The following is a 15,396-nucleotide window of genomic DNA, read 5'->3' as shown; positions in this document are numbered from 1 at the left end:
CGCCCCAACTCAGTCGTGGCAGTGCTTTCCGGTCACGCGCGCGTCGCGCAAGACTTCGACCGGCCCGATGCCGCTGTAGACCGTGGAACCGTCCTTGAGCGAGGTCACCGTCCAGCGTTCCCCTGGCGTGACCTTGTAGTCGCCGGGCGCCAGCGGCAATTCCCGGTCTTCGTGACTGCCCAGCCATGACGGCATGCGAAGGATGGTGGCGGGCCCGGTAAAAAATTCAGTTTGGTTCATGGTTCATTGTCGAGGCCGCTTGCAGCAGTTCGAGGGAGAGAGGGGAGGGCAAGCCATACGCTTCGCAATACCAGACCTGATAGCACCATCGCCCATTGGCTTGCTCAGTCCCGGCAAAACTGATGGTGTCGAATGCGCAGGCGACCAGTTCGGGACGCCAGAGGATGCCCAAAGGCGGCTGCATATCACCCGGACTTGCGTGCCACAGGCCCAGTTGAGTCCGCCCTTCCACGGTCTGCAGCGTCAGCATTCCGCACAGCCACGGCTGATCGACAAATTCCCGCTTGCTGAGCCGGGTGCCTCCGCGGTATCGCGGTCTCATCTTCACTCGCATGATGGTCTCAGTCGCTGGCTCGCGGCTTCGGCATCAATGCAGGGAAGCCGTGCATCACAGCGCGGATGTGGTCGCCGGCATTCCGGTCCCAGTCGCCGTATTGGTCGCCGATCTGCGCGCACTTGCCTGACACTAGATCGGCGAACGCGAGGAGCGTCGGCCGCAGCGGCTCGCCTTCGGCGAGTTCGCCGGCCCGGCGCGCCATTTCGGCGAGTTCTTCTTCAATGGGAGGCTCGGGCATCACGGGCTTTAGTACCTTTGTACTGTACAAATATACAGTATCTGGGTCACAATGAGGCCATGGAAAACGTGCCCGCACCCCTTTGGATTGCCGCCTGCGCGCATCGGCTGCAGCAGCAGTGGCATACCGTCGATCCACTTGAGTTGGAGGATGTCGCGCGCGATCTGTGGCGCGACGAACGGCTGCGAACGTTGTCTCCCGAGGCGGCGGCAGTCGAGTGGCTGAGGCCAATCACCGAGTGACACCGCGCGATAGCGCCGCAAGAATGAGCTGATGTGTACTCGCTACATCAGCCCGGAGCAGCGCGAGATCGAGGCCTTCTGGCGAATCGACCGAAGGTCCAACCAGCGCAAAGATTGGGAGAATCTGCTGACGGTGTTCCCGCTGTCGCTGGCCAGCTTCATCCGGCGGGCCGACGAGGTGGAGTACGCGCGCGAGCTCGTGGTCGGGCAGTGGGGGATGATCCCGCCGTGGTCGAAGACGCACGTGCCGACGACCGCGCGCGGCACGCGCCTGAGCACCGTGAACGCTCGCACCGAAGGCATGGAGAAATCTCCGACCTACAAAGACGCCTGGGCCCGCGGCAAGCGCTGCATCATCCCAGCCGCCAGCTTCGACGAGCCGAACTGGGAGACGGGTAAGAACGTCTGGTGGCGCTTCCGGCGCGCCGACGGTGCGCCATGGGGCCTGGCCGGCCTGTGGAACACCTGGACCGACAAGGAGACGGGTGAGGTGTGGGACAACTACACGATGCTGACGCTGAACGCCGACGGTCACTCGCTGATGGGGCGCATGCATAAGCCCGATCCAAAACTGCCACCTGATCAGCAGGACAAGCGCAGCTTGATCCCGATCGAATCGCACGACTTCGACCGCTGGCTGACCTGCACAGTCGAGGAAGCGAAAGAGATGCTAAAGGTGCCATCGGTCGAACTGTTCGATGCCGGGCCTGTGCCGGCGGCCGGCGCAGAAGCCGACCTTGTTTGAGACACGAGGGGCGGTGCCCGCTACCGATCAGGCGATGCCGTCTCGAAGAAAAAGAGGATGCCCGGCGTCGGCGTCCGTTCGATCTGCTGGCGTAGCGCGCAAGTTGCGTGATTTCAGATTGGCACGGTCCTGAGCACTAGGAGTTGGACTAAGACAATGAATCCGTAGACCAGTGTCGCTAATCCTAAAAAGCACAGGAACTGCACAAAGGTGATGCGCCATTGCGGAACCCATCTCGTCCAGCGCATGCCAACCACCTGCGCGACGCACTGGTCGCTTCTAACTGAAACTATTTCGGGCAGAGCGGCGTTGATCGACATCACCTCAAACCCGCCTTCTTCTTTCGGCGCGAAAGAAGAAAACGTGAACGTGCATCGGCCATCCGGATCGACAGACTCTTCGTACTTGCGGATGGGCCATACATTTACGTAGCGCGGTTTCCAGTTGAAAACCACCTGAACGTTGGTCGCAGCTTCTCTTCCGGTGTTCACCAAGCGGTATGACGCCGTGTACACATTTTGCAGATCGGCGACCTTCTGCCCATCAACAATTTGGGGTTCGGCGATGAGAAAGGTAAAGCTATGTGGCTTGGCCCAGAGGAGTTTTGCTTTGGACTTGATTCCTACGTTCAGGATCCAAGTCACTACCGGAACCAGCAGCGCGACGACTTCTTTCCCCCATGATTCCAAGAACGTCATTCCGACTCCCCATTTTTCTCAAAATGTTACGGGGGGGAGCATAAATCATGCTGAGCGATGAGCGTCAACAATGGGGCGCGAATCCTGCGGGTGCGCCATCTGCGATTTTGCCGGCGGCGCGTTGGGCGACTCGGCGCTGCAACGGTCTTCCCCATGCAGGCCGCCGAGTAGAATCGCCTTTCGCGCATCGCGCCAGTTGGTGGTGATCGGCTGGCAGTTTGCCTAAGTCTTTGATAGGTAAGGATATTCTTATCCCTTACAAGGCGTAGGTCGGGGGTTCGAGCCCCTCAGCACCCACCACCACCCGATGCAAAGGCGAACACAGGTTCGCCTTTTTTATTGCCGTCCGACATCCGTCGCTAAAGAGTGTTCAAGCATGTTTGATTTCTTCCGCAGGTACAACAAGATCGTCCTGATTTTCTTGTTCTTGCTGATCATTCCCTCGTTCGTCCTCTTTGGCGTGGAGCGCTATCAGGGCTCCGGCGGCGAAGAGAAGGTTGCGCGGGTCGATGGCCAGAACATCACCCGGCCCGAGTGGGATGCACAGCATCGCCTCGAGACCGACCGCATCCGCCAGCAATCGCCCAACGTCGATCCGACGCTGCTCGAATCCGACGTGATGCGCTATGCCACGCTGGAGCGCATGGTGCGCGATCGCGTGCTGGCCGCGGCGGCGGCCAAGTCGAACGTGACGATCTCCGAAGAGCGGCTGTCACGGATCTTTGCGCAGGACGCGGGTCTTGCGGCGTTCCGCACGCCCGACGGCAAGTTCGACCGCGAGAGCTTCCAGCGCGTCACCGGCCGCACGCCGGAGCAGTACGAGGCGTCGATGCGCGCCGAGCTGGCCACGCAGCAGATGCTGCTGGGCATCACGAGCACGGCGTTCACGCCGCCTGCACTGGCTGCGGCAACCATCAACGCCTTCTACGACCGGCGCGAGATCCAGGTCGCGCGCTTCAACCCCGAGAGCTTCGCGTCGAAGGTGACCGTGAGCGACGCCGACGTCGAGACCTACTACAAGGACCATGCGGCCCAGTTCCAGGCGCCCGAACAGGCCAGCATCGAATACCTCGTGCTCGACCTGGAAGCGGCCAAGAAGAACATTTCGGTCAACGAGGCCGACCTCAAGACCTACTACGAGCAGAACACGGCACGCTTCGGCACCAAGGAAGAGCGCCGCGCAAGCCACATCCTGATCACCGCGCCGGCCAGCGCATCGGCAGCCGACCGCGCCAAGGCCAAGGCCAAGGCGGAGCAACTGCTCGCCGAAGTGAAGAAGGCGCCCGCCACCTTCGCCGACGTCGCGCGCAAGAATTCGCAGGATCCTGGATCGGCGGAGAAGGGCGGCGACCTCGACTTCGTGACCCGCGGCGCGATGGTCAAGCCTTTCGAAGACGCGATGTTCGCGCTCAAGAAGGGTGACATCAGCGACGTGATCGAAACCGAGTTCGGCTATCACATCATCCGCCTCACCGACATCAAGCCGGCCGTGGTGCCGCCATTCGAGCAGGTGCGCGCCACCATCGAGAATGAAGTTCGCGCGCAGCAGGCAACGCAGGAATTCGCGAAGGCCGCGGAAACCTTCACCGATGCGGTCTACCAGCAGCCCGACAGCCTCAGGCCCGCGGCAGAAAAGCTGAAGCTCACGATCCAGACGGCGAGCAACGTGGTGCGCACCCCGGCACCGGGCGCCACCGGCGTGCTGGCGAACCGCAATTTCCTGAGCGCGCTGTTCGCGGCCGATTCGCTGAACCGCAAGCAGAACACCGAAGCCATCGACGTCGGTTCCAACCAGCTCGCGGCGGGCCGCGTGACCCAGTACACGCCCGCGCATCCGGTGCCCCTGGCCGAAGTCAAGGAAAAGATCCGCGCGCAACTCGTCACCGAGCGTGCCGCGGTGATGGCCAAGGCCGAGGGCGAAGCCAAGCTTGCCGCCTGGACCGCGAAGGCCGACGGCGCCACCTTTGGCGCGCCGGTCACGGTTTCGCGCCGCGAGGTGCAGGCCCAGCCCATTGCCGTCATCGATGCGGCGCTGCGCGCCGACGCGTCCAAGCTGCCCGCGCTGATGGGCGTGGACCTGGGCACGCAAGGCTACGCGGTGGTTCGCGTGACCAAGGTCGTTCCGCGCACGCCGTCGGCGCCTGAGCAAGCGCAGCAGGAGAACGCGCAGGTCGGCCAGTCGGTGACCGCAGCGGAAGAAGTTGCGTACTACAACCTGCTGAAGGAACGCTTCAAGGCGGAGATCCTGGTGCCGAAGCCGGCGGAGACGCTGCCTGTGGCCCGTTGACCTGGGCCTGCTGAACCGGGCGTGATGCACGCCGTGTCGCGTCCGGGTCAGCGGCCAGCACCCGACCGCGCGTTTCGTCGCACGTGGGACAAGCGCAGGATGCGCTTGTCGCCAGAATCCCATGCATGGGAACCCTCTATCTCGTGCGCCACGGCCAGGCCAGTTTCGGCGCTGCCGACTATGACAACCTGAGCGAGCTCGGGCACAGGCAGTCCGTGCGCCTCGGCGAGTACTGGAGGGAGCGCGGCATGCATTTCGATGCCGTGATCACCGGCACCCTGAAGCGCCATCGCCAGACCTGGGAAGGCATTGCCGAGGGGCTCGCGCTGAAGCGCGACGATGTGCTCCCGTGGCCCGGGCTCAACGAGTACGACAGCGAAGCGGTCATTGCCACTATCCACGAGGGCAAGCTCGAAAAGCCCGATTCGCCGGAGATGTACCGGCACCACTTCCGCCTCTTGCGCGATGGCCTCGGCGCCTGGATGCAGGGCCGGACGCAGCCCGTCGGCATGCCGAGCTATGTCGACTTCCTGGCGGGCGTGACGACGGCCCTCGACCATGTGCGCGACCGCCACCACGGCGCCAAGGTGCTGGTGGTGTCGAGCGGCGGACCTATCAGCACGGCGGTCGGCCATGTGCTGGGCACGAGCCCCGAAACGACGATCGAACTGAATCTGCGCATCCGGAACACCGCGGTAACGGAGTTTGCCTTCACGCCCAAGCGGCACATGCTTGTCACATACAACACGCTGCCGCACCTGGACGCTGCGGCTTACGAGAACTGGATCACCTACGCCTGAGGCCTCGGCCCAGGGGAGCTATCGGCCTCAGGCCTGCCAGACACCGTAGCCGCTCTGGCGCAGCGCGATGCCGAGCTCGACCTCCATCGAGCGCGCATCCTCGTAGCTCATCGGGTTGTAGCGTTCGTAGAGGGCGGGCAGCAGCCTGAGGCCGAAGGCCTGAACGAAGCTGTTGGCCTGGATGCCGGCCTTGTGCTTGTCGAAACGGATGTCGGGGTCGAGCCCGGTCATTCCGACGTAGACAAAGGGCTTGCCGAGCTGGTAGCCGGGATTGGCGCGCCTGAACCGGCCATGATTCCAGACGCGGTCATCGAGTTCGACCACGTAGACGTGGTGCCTCGCCCGTGGTTTGCGCGGCATCGATCCGCACTGCCGGCCGGATCAGCTCTTGCGCTTGATCAGGCCGTACAGGATCAGCAGCACGATCGCGCCCAGCACCGAGGCGATGAAGCCCGCACCCTGGCCCGCCGTATACCAGCCGAGTGCCTGGCCGACATAGGTCACGATCAAGGAACCCGCCACGCCGATCAGCGTGGTCACGATGAAGCCGGCGGAATCGTCGCCTGGCTTGACGGCCCGCGCCACGAGACCCACGATGAACCCGATCAGGATGGTCCAGACGATGCTCATGAAGAAATTCCTTTGGCGGTGAATTGGAAAGTGGCGGTCGCGGCGAAAAGCGCGAACCGTCGAAGCAAGCGGCGCTCATGATAGCGGAGCAACGCCATAGCCGAAGCCGGCTGAATTCACATGCGGCCCGAGTCCGAGAACTTTGGCGCAGACGGCCATGTCGTGGTTGCTGTTGTGTCCTACAGGGTATTTCGCGGTGCAGCGCTATACCGGAGCCATGCTGGAAAAACTGCCTGAAGTCATCGGCCACGCGCTGCAGGGGATGCGCGCGGGCTTGGACAAGATCGTCTTCAATACGCTGGGCATGCGGCAGGGCATGGCGTCGATCGCCTTGAGCAGCGTTGCGTTCGCGGACCACGCACCCTTGCCGTCGCGCTATACGGCCGATGGCGAGGGCCTGTCGCCGCCGCTGCAATGGGCCGAGCTTCCGGCGGGCACCGAATCGTTGGTGCTGGTGGTCGAAGATGCCGATTCGCCGACGCCGAATCCGCTCGTGCATGCAATCGTCGTCGGCCTGCGGCCGAACGAGGGCAAGCTCGACGAGGCAGCCATACCGAGTCGGGACAATGCCGGCGCTGCCGGTATGCGCGTGGGGCGCAACTCCGGGCTGCAGGTCGCTTGGCTGCCCCCCGATCCGCCTCCGGGACACGGCGCTCACCGCTACGCCTTTCAGCTGTTTGCGCTCGATGACACGCCCGCGTTTTCCGCCGCGCCAGGGCGGGACGAGGTGTTCGACGCCCTGCGGGAGCACGCGCTCGCGAGCGGCCTGCTGATCGGCATCTGCGAAAGGCCGGACGGCTCGATCAAGATCAAGAAGACGGCCCCGGCAGGGCCCCTCGCCACGGGTTGAGAAGAATTTCAGGCCAGTTCGCATGCACCCGTGGCGAAAACCGGGGTTTTTGCCGCTACAATTGAAGGCTCTGCGGTGGCTGTAGCTCAGCTGGTAGAGTCCCAGATTGTGATTCTGGTCGTCGTGGGTTCGAGTCCCATCAGCCACCCCAAAAATACCTTTCCCGACTGCTATTGCGCAATAGCGTCCACGGGAACACAACGCCGGGCCAGTCCCGGCGTTGTCATTTCCGGCTCCCGCGGCCGGCGCAGCGCTCTTCCTTTGGTTTGATAAAAAGCGCCCAAACCGGTGCGCGCTGCATTGTGCGCTGCCGCAAACCTGGCGCAGGGCCCTCAATTTTCCCGCGACCGCCCGCTTGTAATAAATTGGAATTGAATTAAAATCCGCCCCGTTTCCAATTTTCAGGAGTCCAACAATGGCTTCGACCCTTGCCGATATCAATTCCCAGATCAAGAAGTACGACGAGCAGATTGCGCAATTGCGCAAGCAGGCCGAAGACCTTCGCAACCAAGAGCGCGCGGGCGTGATTGAAGATGTGCGCCGGAAGATCGCTGAATACGGCCTGACCGCGTCGGACCTGAAACTCAGTGCACGCGGCGGCTCGGTTAAGCGCAGTGCAGGGGTTCCCGCGGTCAAAGCAGCAGCCAAATACCGTGGTCCGACTGGCGAGACCTGGTCTGGCGGCCGCGGCCGCAAGCCACGCTGGGTGACCGAGGCACTGGCCGCGGGCAAGTCGCTTTCCGAGTTCGAGATCAAGTAGGCGCCCGAGAAGGCCACACGCCAATAAAAAAAGCCCGCGGATGCGGGCTTTTTTATTGGGTGCGAAACCCGGACAAACCCGCAGCGCTCAGTTCACCATCACGAGTTTTCCTTTGACGCCGCGCGATCCCATGTGGGCATAGGCAGCTTTCAATTGTGACATCTGCATCGTGCTGTCGATCACGGGCTTGATCTTTCCTTGTCCGTACCAGTGCGCCAATTCGGCCATCATTTGTGCATTGGCCTTGGGCTCGCGCTTGGCGAAATCGCCCCAGAACACGCCGACCAGGGACGCGCCTTTCAGCAGCGTCAGGTTCAATGGCAGCGACGGAATCGGCCCCGAGGCAAAGCCGACCACCAAATAGCGCCCGCGCCAGGCAATCGAGCGAAATGCAGGCTCGGCGAAATCACCGCCCACCGGGTCGTAAATGACATCGGGGCCTTTGCCGTCGGTCGCGGCCTTGATGGCATCGCGAAAGCCGCCCGGAAGCGCATGCGTCGTGTAGTTGATCGTGGCGTCGGCGCCAATGGAGCGGCAGAGTTCGCATTTCTCGTCGGTAGAGGCCGCTGCAATCACTTTTGCGCCCGCTGCCTTTGCGATTTGTATGGCGGCTGTGCCCACGCCGCCCGCTGCACCGAGCACGAGCACGGTTTCACCGGGCTTGAGCTGTGCGCGATCCATCAGTGCATGCCACGAGGTGGCATAGATCATGATGAACGCCGCCGCGTCGACATGGCCGAAGCCTTCGGGCAGCGGCATGCACAGCGCCGCCGGTGCCAGCGTGTGGGTTGCGAACCCGCCCGTGCCCGACAGGCACGCCACGTTCTGTCCGACCTTCAGGTGGGTGACGCCTTCGCCCACCGACTGGACGATGCCGGCGTATTCCGAACCGGGCACGAACGGCAGCGGCGGCTTGATCTGGTATTTGTTCTGCACGATCAGCAGATCGGGAAAGTTGAGGCTGGCTGCCCTGATCTCGATCAGCACCTGGCCCGGACCCGGCGCCGGCGTCGGCAGTTCCTTCCAGGTCAGCGCATCGACGCCGGTGGGGTTTTCGCAAAGCCATGCGTGCATGCTCGGGTCTCCTTTGAATCAGTCGTGTGTGGGCAATGGATGCGAGGCGATGATAGGGGGCGCGGCAGGGCGCCCTTGTCCCTGCTGCGACGCACGCGGCGCCTACAATCCGGACACTGAAAAGCACCATGAAGATACTTATTTCCAACGACGATGGTTTTCAGGCGCCGGGCATCGTCGCATTGCACGACGCATTGAAGGACATCGCGGACGTCGAGGTGGTTGCACCCGAGCACAACAACAGCGCCAAGTCGAATGCCCTCACGCTGGCGGCGCCGCTCTACGTGCACAAGGCGCACAACGGTTTTCGCTATGTGACGGGCACGCCGGCCGATTGCGTTCACATCGCGCTCAAGGGGCTGCTCGACTACCGGCCCGACCTGGTGGTTTCCGGCATCAACAACGGCGCCAACATGGGCGACGACACCATCTACTCCGGCACCGTGGGTGCCGCCATGGAGGCCTATCTGTTCGGCATCCCGGCCATCGCGTTCTCGCAGATCGAGAAGGGCTGGGCGCACGTCGATGCGGCCGCGCAGGTGGCCCGGAGGCTGGTGCAGCAGATCGAGCGCGAGCGCATGCTGGATGGCGGCGCGTTCCTCCTCAATGTGAACGTTCCGAACCGGCCGCTCGAAGAGCTCAAGCCGATCAAGGTTTGCCGGCTGGGCCGGCGCCATGCCGCGGAGAAGGTCATCACGCAGGAAAGCCCGCGAGGCGAAACGATGTACTGGATTGCAGGTGCCGGAGGCGCCAAGGACAGCGGCGAAGGCACCGACTTCCACGCAACCGCCGCCGGCCACATTGCATTGACGCCGCTGCAGATCGACTTGACCGACCATGCCAACCTGGGCCAATGGCGCGAGACGGTTGCCCGTCTCGGTAATTGAGCATGGCCACGCAACGGCCTGGATTCCCGGTTCGCCTTACACCCACCGCCTCGGCCGCCACGCGCGGGCGCCTGCCCGCCGTGCCTGCCAAGCCAATGGTGCCGGCCACGCCTTCGATGGCCTCTGACGCCGTGCGGGCGCGCATGGTGCAGAAGCTCGCCGCCCAAGGCATAGCCGACGCGCGCGTGCTCCGCGCGCTGAGCGCGGTCGAGCGGCATCGCTTCGTCGACAGCGCGCTTGTCAACCAGGCGTATGAAGACACGAGCCTGCCCATCGGGCTGGGCCAGACCATCTCCAAGCCGAGCGTGGTCGCCCGCATGATCGAGCTCCTGCTGGGCGCGCCCGCACTGGTCGGCAAGCCGCAGGACCGTCTCGGCCGTGTGCTGGAAATCGGCACCGGCTGCGGCTACCAGGCCGCGGTACTGAACCACGTGGCTACGGAGGTCTACAGCATCGAGCGCCTGCGCGGGCTGCACGAGCGCGCGCGCGCCAACCTGCGGCACTTCCGGCTGGCCACGGTTCATCTGATGCTGGGCGACGGCATGGTCGGCTATGCCAAGGGTGCTCCCTATGCCGGCATCATCGCCGCGGCAGGCGGCGAAGCGGTGCCGCAGGCCTGGATCGAACAACTCGCCGTCGGCGGGCGCATCGTGGCGCCCACGCACTCGGCAGGCGGTGGGCAGGCGCTCGTCGTCATCGATAAAACCGCCCGTGGACTCGAGCGCCGCATTCTTGAGGCGGTTCACTTTGTCCCCCTAAAATCGGGCATCGCTTGAAGGAACAACAAATGCAGGGTTTTGGCAATCGGAGTTGGTGCGCTGGTATCACGTTGGCCGTTGTGCTCGTGATCGCGGGCTGCGCCGCACCGCGAGGGCCGGCACCGGTCGAAGACCGGGGCACGATGACGCGTGCGCCCAATGCGGCACCCGGTGGCCCGCTCATCACCACCGACGCTTCGGGCAAGCCGCTTCCAGGCATCGAGAACTACGGCAAGCCGGGCTATTACGCAGTGCGGCCCGGCGACACGATTCGCCGCATCGGAAACGAAACCGGCCAGAGCTGGCAGAACATCGTTCGCTGGAACAATCTTGAAAATCCCGACCTGATCGAAGTCGGCCAGGTGCTGCGCGTGGTGCCGCCCGTGGGGCCGGCCACCGTCGTCGCAACCGCGCCTGCTCCTTCTTCCGAGGGCGTGGTGACCAAGCCTGTCACGCCGCCGTCGGCGGTGGTGCCTGCGGCGCCTGCCAGCACGGCGGTCGGCAAGCCACCGGTCACGGCGTCGCCGTCGGCGCCGGCAGCAAGCTCGGGCGACGAAGACCTCGGCTGGATCTGGCCTGCGCACGGCACGCTGCTCGCGGGGTTCGACGACGCCAAGAACAAGGGCTTCGACATCGGCGGCAAGGCGGGCGACGCCGTCCTCGCAGCCGCCGACGGCCGGGTAGTCTATGCCGGCGCAGGTTTGCGCGGCTATGGCAACCTGATCATCCTGAAGCACAACAACACCTACCTCACGGCCTACGCGCACAACCAGACGCTGCTCGTGAAGGAAGACCAGTCGGTGCAAAAGGGTCAGAAGATCGCCGAGATGGGCAACAGCGACGCCGACCGCGTCAAGCTGCATTTCGAAATCCGCCGCCAGGGCAAGCCCGTCGATCCGGCGCGCTACTTGCCGAGCCGGTGATGCCATGGCCGCTTCCAGCCCCCGTCGCGCACTGCCCGTGCGTCGTCCGGTGGGCCGGGGCAGGACAGTAGAGAACGGCCAACGAGGGTCGCCTGAGAAGCCTGCTGCACTTGCTGCAGATCTGATTGCCGCAACCGATTCGCCTGGCGGCGAGGGCGCCGATGCCCTGACGATCTACCTGCGCCAGGTGCGGCGTACCGAACTCTTCACGCCTGAAGAGGAATACCAGACCGCATGCGCCGCGCGCGCCGGCAATTTTGCAGCGCGGCAATCGATGATCGAGCACAACCTGAGGCTGGTTGTGAACATCGCCAAGGCCTATCTGGGCCGGGGCGTGCCGCTTTCCGATCTCATCGAGGAAGGCAATCTCGGCCTGATGCACGCCATCACCAAGTTCGAACCCGAACGGGGCTTTCGCTTTTCCACCTATGCGACCTGGTGGATTCGCCAGTCGGTCGAGCGCGCAGTGATGACCCAGGCCCGTGCGATCCGCCTGCCGGTGCATGTGGTGCGCGAACTGCAGCAGGTGCTGCGGGCCCGCCGCACGCTTGAAGGCGATGCCGAGTTCCTGGCGCATCGGCCCGATGGCGTGCGCGTGGAGGATGTCGCGGCATTTCTGGGACTGGACGTGCAGGCGGTCGCGGAACTGCTGGCGTTGGCCGAGGCGCCGCGTTCGCTCGATGCCGGCGATGCGCACGGAGATGAAGGCTTCACCCTGGCCGACATCGTGGCGTCCGAGGATGGCCAAGGCGATCCGACCGACGTCACACACACCCACGAGGTCGCGCGCTTGCTCGATCAATGGGTCCACGCACTCGATGCGCGTGAGCGCGAGGTGCTGGAGGGCCGCTACGGCCTGCACGACCGCGAGCCCGAGACGCTCGAGGTGCTGAGCGTGCGCCTCGGGCTGACGCGCGAGCGCGTGAGGCAGATCCAGAACGAGGCGCTGGCCAAGATGCGGCGCCAGCTGATCCGTTCCGGCGTGGGGCGCGACGCCCTGTTCTAGCAGGGCTCTGCCGTGGCCGCGAAGGGCCGGGCCGGCGCTGAGACAATCGGGGAATGACGGAATCCAACGAAGAAAAGAAAGTCCCCGCGAAAACCCCGGCAACCGCGGCGGGCGAATGGCTCAAGGTCGAGTCGCTCGACCTCGACGCGCAAGGCGTTGCGCACAACGCCGAAGGCATGGTCGTGTTCATCGAGGGCGCCTTGCCTTTCGAGGAAGTGCAATTCAACGTTCATCGCCGCAAGAACAACTGGGAGCAGGGCACGGTCACGGCCATCCGGCGCGAATCGTCGCAGCGGGTGCGGCCTGGCTGCCCGCATTTCGGTTTGCACACCGGTGCGTGCGGCGGCTGCAAGATGCAGCATCTGGACGAGGCGGCGCAGGTTGCGGTGAAACAGCGCGCCCTCGAGGACAACCTGTGGCACCTTGGCAAGGTGCGGCCCGAAAACGTGCTGCGGCCGCTGGAAGGGCCGGCCTGGCACTACCGCTACCGCGCCCGGCTCTCGGTGCGCCATGTGGTCAAGAAGGGCACTGTGCTGATCGGCTTTCACGAGCGCAAGAGCCGGTATCTCGCCGACATGCAGGTCTGTCCGGTGCTGCCGAAGCAGGTCAGCGACATGCTGATGCCGCTGCGCGCCTTGATCGGTTCGCTGGACGCCCGCGAAACCTGCCCGCAGATCGAACTCGCCTGCGGGGATGCGCCCGGTACCACCTCGCTCGGCACGATCGCTTTGGTGCTGAGGCACCTGGAGCCGCTCTCCAATGCGGACGTCGGCCGCCTGAAGGCCTTCGCGGCGCAGAACGCCGGCGTCCAGTGGTGGCTGCAGGCCAAGGGGCCGGACACGGTGAAGCTGCTGGAGGAGGGCGGCATGACGCTGTCCTACGAGCTGCCCCAGTTCGGTGTGACGATGCCGTTCAAGCCCACAGATTTCACGCAGGTCAATCCGCACATCAACCGTGCCCTGGTGGGAAAGGCGCTGCGCCTGCTCGACGTGCAGGCCGACGAGCGCGTGATCGACTGGTTCTGCGGCCTCGGCAACTTCACCCTGCCGCTGGCCAGCCGTGCGCGCGAGGTCCTGGGCATCGAGGGCAGCGACACCCTGGTCGCGCGCGCGAGCGACAACTTCAGGAAGAACCAGCCCGCCACCTCCGCCAGGCGGGCGCTGTCGGCAACCCGGTTCGTGGCCCGCAACCTCTTCGAAATGACTCCCGCCATGCTGGTGGCCGATGGCAGTGCCGACAAGTGGCTGGTCGACCCGCCGCGCGAGGGCGCCTTCGCGCTGGCCAAGGCCATGGCCGACCTGCACCTGCAGCCCGAACTGCGAACCGATGGCTGGACACCGCCCAGGCGCATCGTCTACGTGAGCTGCAATCCGTCCACCCTGGCACGGGACGCCGGCCTGCTGGTGCACCAGGCCGGCTACCGCTGCACGTTCGCGGGGGTGATCAACATGTTCCCGCACACGGCGCACGTCGAGTCGATTGCTGTGTTCGATCTGGCATGAAAAAAGGGCCCGCCGGGCCCTTTTTTCATTGGCGCATGCGGCGCCTCGTGCGTTGTTCGCTCAGTCGCGTTCGCCGCCGGCGAGCCCCAGCAGGGCCAGCAGGCTCTGGAACACGTTGAAAAGGTCCAGGTAAAGCGCGAGCGTGGCACTGATGTAGTTGGTTTCGCCGCCATCCATGATCTGCTTCAGGTCATACAGCATGAAGGCCGAGAAGATGCCGATGGCTGCCACCGAGATGGCCATCATGCCGGCGCTCGAGCCGACGAAGACGTTGATGATGGCACCCACCATCAGCACCATGGCGCCGACGAAGAGCCACTTGCCCATGCCCGACAGGTCGCGCTTGATCACCGTGGCCAGCGAAGCCATCACGAAGAAAACGCCGGCGGTGCCGCCGAACGCGGTCATGATGAGCTCGGAACCGTTCTTGAAGCCCAGCACCATCGCGATCAGCCGCGACAGCATCAGGCCCATGAAGAAGGTGAAGGCCAGCAGCACCGGCACGCCGGCGGCCGAATTCTTGGTTTTCTCGATGGCGAACATGAAGCCGAAAGCGCCGCCGAGAAAGACGATGAGGCCCAGCCCACCCGTGAGCGAACTGGTAATGCCGGTGGCGACGCCGATCCAGGCGCCCAGCACGGTAGGCAGCAGGCTCAGCGCGAGCAGCCAATAGGTGTTGCGCAGGACGCGTTGGCGCTCAGCCTGCGGCAGCGCCTGGCCGTAGCCGGCGGAAGTGTCGAGGGTGGTAACGCGGTCGTTCATGGCCGTAGCTCCTTTGGTTGCTGCAATGATGCAGTTGGGCGCATTCTAGGGGTCTGCAAGAGGGGGGCGGCACAAAGACCGTATGGACGATGGTCCTAAGCGCCGCGGCGGTCCCGGGCCGGTTGGCCGTTATGCTGTCGGGTTTTACGCAACCTGATTCTCAACATGAAGACCAAGCCCTTCCTCGAACTCGCCGATGTCAAGGCCATTGCCGCCGCTGCCGAAGCCGAAGCCCTCAAGAACAACTGGGCGGTGACCATTGCCATCTCCGACGATGCCGGCAACCTGCTGTGGCTCCAGCGCCTCGATGGCGCCGCGGCACTGTCGTCCCACATCGCGCCTGCGAAGGCGCACACCGCAGCCATGGGACGCCGCGAGAGCAAGGTCTACGAGGACATCATCAACGGTGGCCGCAGCGCGTTTCTCACGGCGCCCGCCGTACAGGGCCTGCTGGAGGGCGGCGTGCCCATCGTGAAGGACGGCCAGGTGATCGGCGCCGTCGGCGTGAGCGGCGTGAAGTCGAACGAAGATGCCCAGATTGCCAAGGCAGGCATTGCAGCCCTCGGTCTTTGAGCATTATTCGAAGCACCAAAGCAAAACGCCGACTTCGAGTCGGCGTTTTTGTTGGATATCCAGCGTGAAAAAAAGCTTGGCTAG

General features: G+C 64.2%; 20 protein-coding genes and 1 tRNA gene. 13 read left to right on the top strand and 8 right to left on the bottom strand.

Annotation, left to right across the window (positions count from 1 at the left end; genetic code table 11):
* Positions 1-9 precede the first annotated feature (9 nt).
* From EJO66_RS08945 to EJO66_RS08935, 3 genes are read right to left on the bottom strand one after another with little or no spacing between them, the layout of a single operon-like run.
* Positions 10-240, bottom strand: coding sequence for a hypothetical protein (locus tag EJO66_RS08945; RefSeq protein WP_125965060.1), 231 nt, complete (start codon positions 238-240; stop codon positions 10-12).
* Complete coding sequence (locus EJO66_RS08940) at positions 227-574, bottom strand: hypothetical protein (RefSeq protein WP_125965059.1); 348 nt, start codon at positions 572-574, stop codon at positions 227-229. Before EJO66_RS08940 ends, EJO66_RS08945 begins: the two co-directional genes overlap by 14 nt.
* 7 nt (positions 575-581) lie before the next feature.
* The gene (locus EJO66_RS08935; RefSeq protein ID WP_125965148.1) at positions 582-815 is read right to left on the bottom strand and encodes a hypothetical protein; all 234 of its coding nucleotides are present in this window, start codon (positions 813-815) and stop codon (positions 582-584) included.
* A 59-nt stretch (positions 816-874) separates the two neighbouring features.
* Between EJO66_RS08935 and EJO66_RS08930 the strand changes: the two genes are divergently transcribed.
* Positions 875-1,057 (top strand): hypothetical protein, encoded by a 183-nt coding sequence (locus EJO66_RS08930; RefSeq protein WP_125965058.1) that lies wholly within the window; start codon positions 875-877, stop codon positions 1,055-1,057.
* 31 nt (positions 1,058-1,088) lie between these two features.
* Positions 1,089-1,802: an SOS response-associated peptidase gene (locus EJO66_RS08925; RefSeq protein WP_125965057.1), complete on the top strand. Its 714-nt coding sequence runs from the start codon at positions 1,089-1,091 to the stop codon at positions 1,800-1,802.
* A 113-nt stretch (positions 1,803-1,915) separates the two neighbouring features.
* Here EJO66_RS08925 and EJO66_RS08920 read toward each other — a convergent pair whose 3' ends face one another.
* Positions 1,916-2,500, bottom strand: coding sequence for a hypothetical protein (locus EJO66_RS08920; protein WP_125965056.1), 585 nt, complete (start codon positions 2,498-2,500; stop codon positions 1,916-1,918).
* 376 nt (positions 2,501-2,876) lie between these two features.
* Between EJO66_RS08920 and EJO66_RS08915 the strand changes: the two genes are divergently transcribed.
* Positions 2,877-4,787 (top strand): SurA N-terminal domain-containing protein, encoded by a 1,911-nt coding sequence (locus EJO66_RS08915; protein WP_125965055.1) that lies wholly within the window; start codon positions 2,877-2,879, stop codon positions 4,785-4,787.
* A gap of 125 nt (positions 4,788-4,912) precedes the next feature.
* Positions 4,913-5,587, top strand: coding sequence for a histidine phosphatase family protein (locus EJO66_RS08910; protein WP_124959265.1), 675 nt, complete (start codon positions 4,913-4,915; stop codon positions 5,585-5,587).
* 27 nt (positions 5,588-5,614) lie between these two features.
* Here EJO66_RS08910 and EJO66_RS08905 read toward each other — a convergent pair whose 3' ends face one another.
* Both EJO66_RS08905 and EJO66_RS08900 read right to left on the bottom strand, forming a co-directional pair.
* Positions 5,615-5,947 carry a hypothetical protein gene (locus EJO66_RS08905; RefSeq protein ID WP_124959266.1) on the bottom strand — a complete coding sequence of 111 codons (333 nt, stop codon included), beginning with the start codon at positions 5,945-5,947 and terminating at the stop codon, positions 5,615-5,617.
* 21 nt (positions 5,948-5,968) lie between these two features.
* On the bottom strand, positions 5,969-6,217 hold the full coding sequence (locus EJO66_RS08900; RefSeq protein ID WP_012746934.1) for a GlsB/YeaQ/YmgE family stress response membrane protein: 249 nt from the start codon (positions 6,215-6,217) through the stop codon (positions 5,969-5,971).
* 157 nt (positions 6,218-6,374) lie between these two features.
* Here EJO66_RS08900 and EJO66_RS08895 point away from each other — a divergent pair, with 157 nt between their 5' ends.
* The 3 genes from EJO66_RS08895 (at position 6,375) to EJO66_RS08885 (ending at position 7,827) form a co-directional block, all read left to right on the top strand.
* Positions 6,375-7,067 (top strand): YbhB/YbcL family Raf kinase inhibitor-like protein, encoded by a 693-nt coding sequence (locus tag EJO66_RS08895; RefSeq protein WP_240648551.1) that lies wholly within the window; start codon positions 6,375-6,377, stop codon positions 7,065-7,067.
* 75 nt (positions 7,068-7,142) lie between these two features.
* Positions 7,143-7,218: transfer RNA gene (locus EJO66_RS08890), tRNA-His, on the top strand.
* Between the two features lie 264 nt (positions 7,219-7,482).
* Positions 7,483-7,827: an H-NS histone family protein gene (locus EJO66_RS08885; protein WP_012746936.1), complete on the top strand. Its 345-nt coding sequence runs from the start codon at positions 7,483-7,485 to the stop codon at positions 7,825-7,827.
* Between the two features lie 87 nt (positions 7,828-7,914).
* Here the strand turns inward: EJO66_RS08885 and EJO66_RS08880 are convergent, their stop codons facing one another.
* Positions 7,915-8,901, bottom strand: coding sequence for an NADPH:quinone oxidoreductase family protein (locus tag EJO66_RS08880; protein WP_125965054.1), 987 nt, complete (start codon positions 8,899-8,901; stop codon positions 7,915-7,917).
* A 128-nt stretch (positions 8,902-9,029) separates the two neighbouring features.
* Between EJO66_RS08880 and surE the strand changes: the two genes are divergently transcribed.
* The 5 genes from surE to rlmD are packed head-to-tail and all read left to right on the top strand — an operon-like array spanning position 9,030 to position 13,977.
* A complete protein-coding gene (gene surE / locus EJO66_RS08875; RefSeq protein ID WP_021006511.1) occupies positions 9,030-9,788 on the top strand; it encodes a 5'/3'-nucleotidase SurE in 759 nt (252 codons plus the stop codon).
* A gap of 2 nt (positions 9,789-9,790) precedes the next feature.
* Complete coding sequence (locus EJO66_RS08870) at positions 9,791-10,564, top strand: protein-L-isoaspartate(D-aspartate) O-methyltransferase (RefSeq protein ID WP_124959270.1); 774 nt, start codon at positions 9,791-9,793, stop codon at positions 10,562-10,564.
* Between the two features lie 11 nt (positions 10,565-10,575).
* On the top strand, positions 10,576-11,469 hold the full coding sequence (locus tag EJO66_RS08865) for a peptidoglycan DD-metalloendopeptidase family protein (RefSeq protein ID WP_125965053.1): 894 nt from the start codon (positions 10,576-10,578) through the stop codon (positions 11,467-11,469).
* A 4-nt stretch (positions 11,470-11,473) separates the two neighbouring features.
* Positions 11,474-12,475: a sigma-70 family RNA polymerase sigma factor gene (locus EJO66_RS08860; protein ID WP_125965052.1), complete on the top strand. Its 1,002-nt coding sequence runs from the start codon at positions 11,474-11,476 to the stop codon at positions 12,473-12,475.
* Between the two features lie 53 nt (positions 12,476-12,528).
* Positions 12,529-13,977 carry a 23S rRNA (uracil(1939)-C(5))-methyltransferase RlmD gene (rlmD, locus tag EJO66_RS08855; protein WP_125965051.1) on the top strand — a complete coding sequence of 483 codons (1,449 nt, stop codon included), beginning with the start codon at positions 12,529-12,531 and terminating at the stop codon, positions 13,975-13,977.
* A gap of 60 nt (positions 13,978-14,037) precedes the next feature.
* On the opposite strand, the gene EJO66_RS08850 is transcribed toward rlmD, so the two are convergent.
* Positions 14,038-14,739, bottom strand: coding sequence for a Bax inhibitor-1/YccA family protein (locus EJO66_RS08850; protein ID WP_124959274.1), 702 nt, complete (start codon positions 14,737-14,739; stop codon positions 14,038-14,040).
* A 165-nt stretch (positions 14,740-14,904) separates the two neighbouring features.
* Between EJO66_RS08850 and EJO66_RS08845 the strand changes: the two genes are divergently transcribed.
* Positions 14,905-15,312 carry a GlcG/HbpS family heme-binding protein gene (locus EJO66_RS08845; RefSeq protein ID WP_124959275.1) on the top strand — a complete coding sequence of 136 codons (408 nt, stop codon included), beginning with the start codon at positions 14,905-14,907 and terminating at the stop codon, positions 15,310-15,312.
* The last annotated feature ends 84 nt before the right edge of the window (positions 15,313-15,396 follow it).

Source organism: Variovorax beijingensis (assembly GCF_003951285.1).
GTDB classification, from domain to species: Bacteria; Pseudomonadota; Gammaproteobacteria; order Burkholderiales; family Burkholderiaceae_C; genus Variovorax; species Variovorax beijingensis.
This window is presented reverse-complemented; position numbering and strand designations above follow the sequence as displayed.

Bases quoted from the DNA above. Each gene is read 5' to 3' on its own strand.
- EJO66_RS08945 (WP_125965060.1), bottom strand. From the start codon at position 240: ATGAACCAAACTGAATTTTTTACCGGGCCCGCCACCATCCTTCGCATG.
- EJO66_RS08940 (WP_125965059.1), bottom strand. From the start codon at position 574: ATGCGAGTGAAGATGAGACCGCGATACCGCGGAGGCACCCGGCTCAGC.
- EJO66_RS08935 (WP_125965148.1), bottom strand. From the start codon at position 815: ATGCCCGAGCCTCCCATTGAAGAAGAACTCGCCGAAATGGCGCGCCGG.
- EJO66_RS08930 (WP_125965058.1), top strand. From the start codon at position 875: ATGGAAAACGTGCCCGCACCCCTTTGGATTGCCGCCTGCGCGCATCGG.
- EJO66_RS08925 (WP_125965057.1), top strand. From the start codon at position 1,089: ATGTGTACTCGCTACATCAGCCCGGAGCAGCGCGAGATCGAGGCCTTC.
- EJO66_RS08920 (WP_125965056.1), bottom strand. From the start codon at position 2,500: ATGACGTTCTTGGAATCATGGGGGAAAGAAGTCGTCGCGCTGCTGGTT.
- EJO66_RS08915 (WP_125965055.1), top strand. From the start codon at position 2,877: ATGTTTGATTTCTTCCGCAGGTACAACAAGATCGTCCTGATTTTCTTG.
- EJO66_RS08910 (WP_124959265.1), top strand. From the start codon at position 4,913: ATGGGAACCCTCTATCTCGTGCGCCACGGCCAGGCCAGTTTCGGCGCT.
- EJO66_RS08905 (WP_124959266.1), bottom strand. From the start codon at position 5,947: ATGCCGCGCAAACCACGGGCGAGGCACCACGTCTACGTGGTCGAACTC.
- EJO66_RS08900 (WP_012746934.1), bottom strand. From the start codon at position 6,217: ATGAGCATCGTCTGGACCATCCTGATCGGGTTCATCGTGGGTCTCGTG.
- EJO66_RS08895 (WP_240648551.1), top strand. From the start codon at position 6,375: ATGTCGTGGTTGCTGTTGTGTCCTACAGGGTATTTCGCGGTGCAGCGC.
- EJO66_RS08885 (WP_012746936.1), top strand. From the start codon at position 7,483: ATGGCTTCGACCCTTGCCGATATCAATTCCCAGATCAAGAAGTACGAC.
- EJO66_RS08880 (WP_125965054.1), bottom strand. From the start codon at position 8,901: ATGCACGCATGGCTTTGCGAAAACCCCACCGGCGTCGATGCGCTGACC.
- surE (WP_021006511.1), top strand. From the start codon at position 9,030: ATGAAGATACTTATTTCCAACGACGATGGTTTTCAGGCGCCGGGCATC.
- EJO66_RS08870 (WP_124959270.1), top strand. From the start codon at position 9,791: ATGGCCACGCAACGGCCTGGATTCCCGGTTCGCCTTACACCCACCGCC.
- EJO66_RS08865 (WP_125965053.1), top strand. From the start codon at position 10,576: ATGCAGGGTTTTGGCAATCGGAGTTGGTGCGCTGGTATCACGTTGGCC.
- EJO66_RS08860 (WP_125965052.1), top strand. From the start codon at position 11,474: ATGGCCGCTTCCAGCCCCCGTCGCGCACTGCCCGTGCGTCGTCCGGTG.
- rlmD (WP_125965051.1), top strand. From the start codon at position 12,529: ATGACGGAATCCAACGAAGAAAAGAAAGTCCCCGCGAAAACCCCGGCA.
- EJO66_RS08850 (WP_124959274.1), bottom strand. From the start codon at position 14,739: ATGAACGACCGCGTTACCACCCTCGACACTTCCGCCGGCTACGGCCAG.
- EJO66_RS08845 (WP_124959275.1), top strand. From the start codon at position 14,905: ATGAAGACCAAGCCCTTCCTCGAACTCGCCGATGTCAAGGCCATTGCC.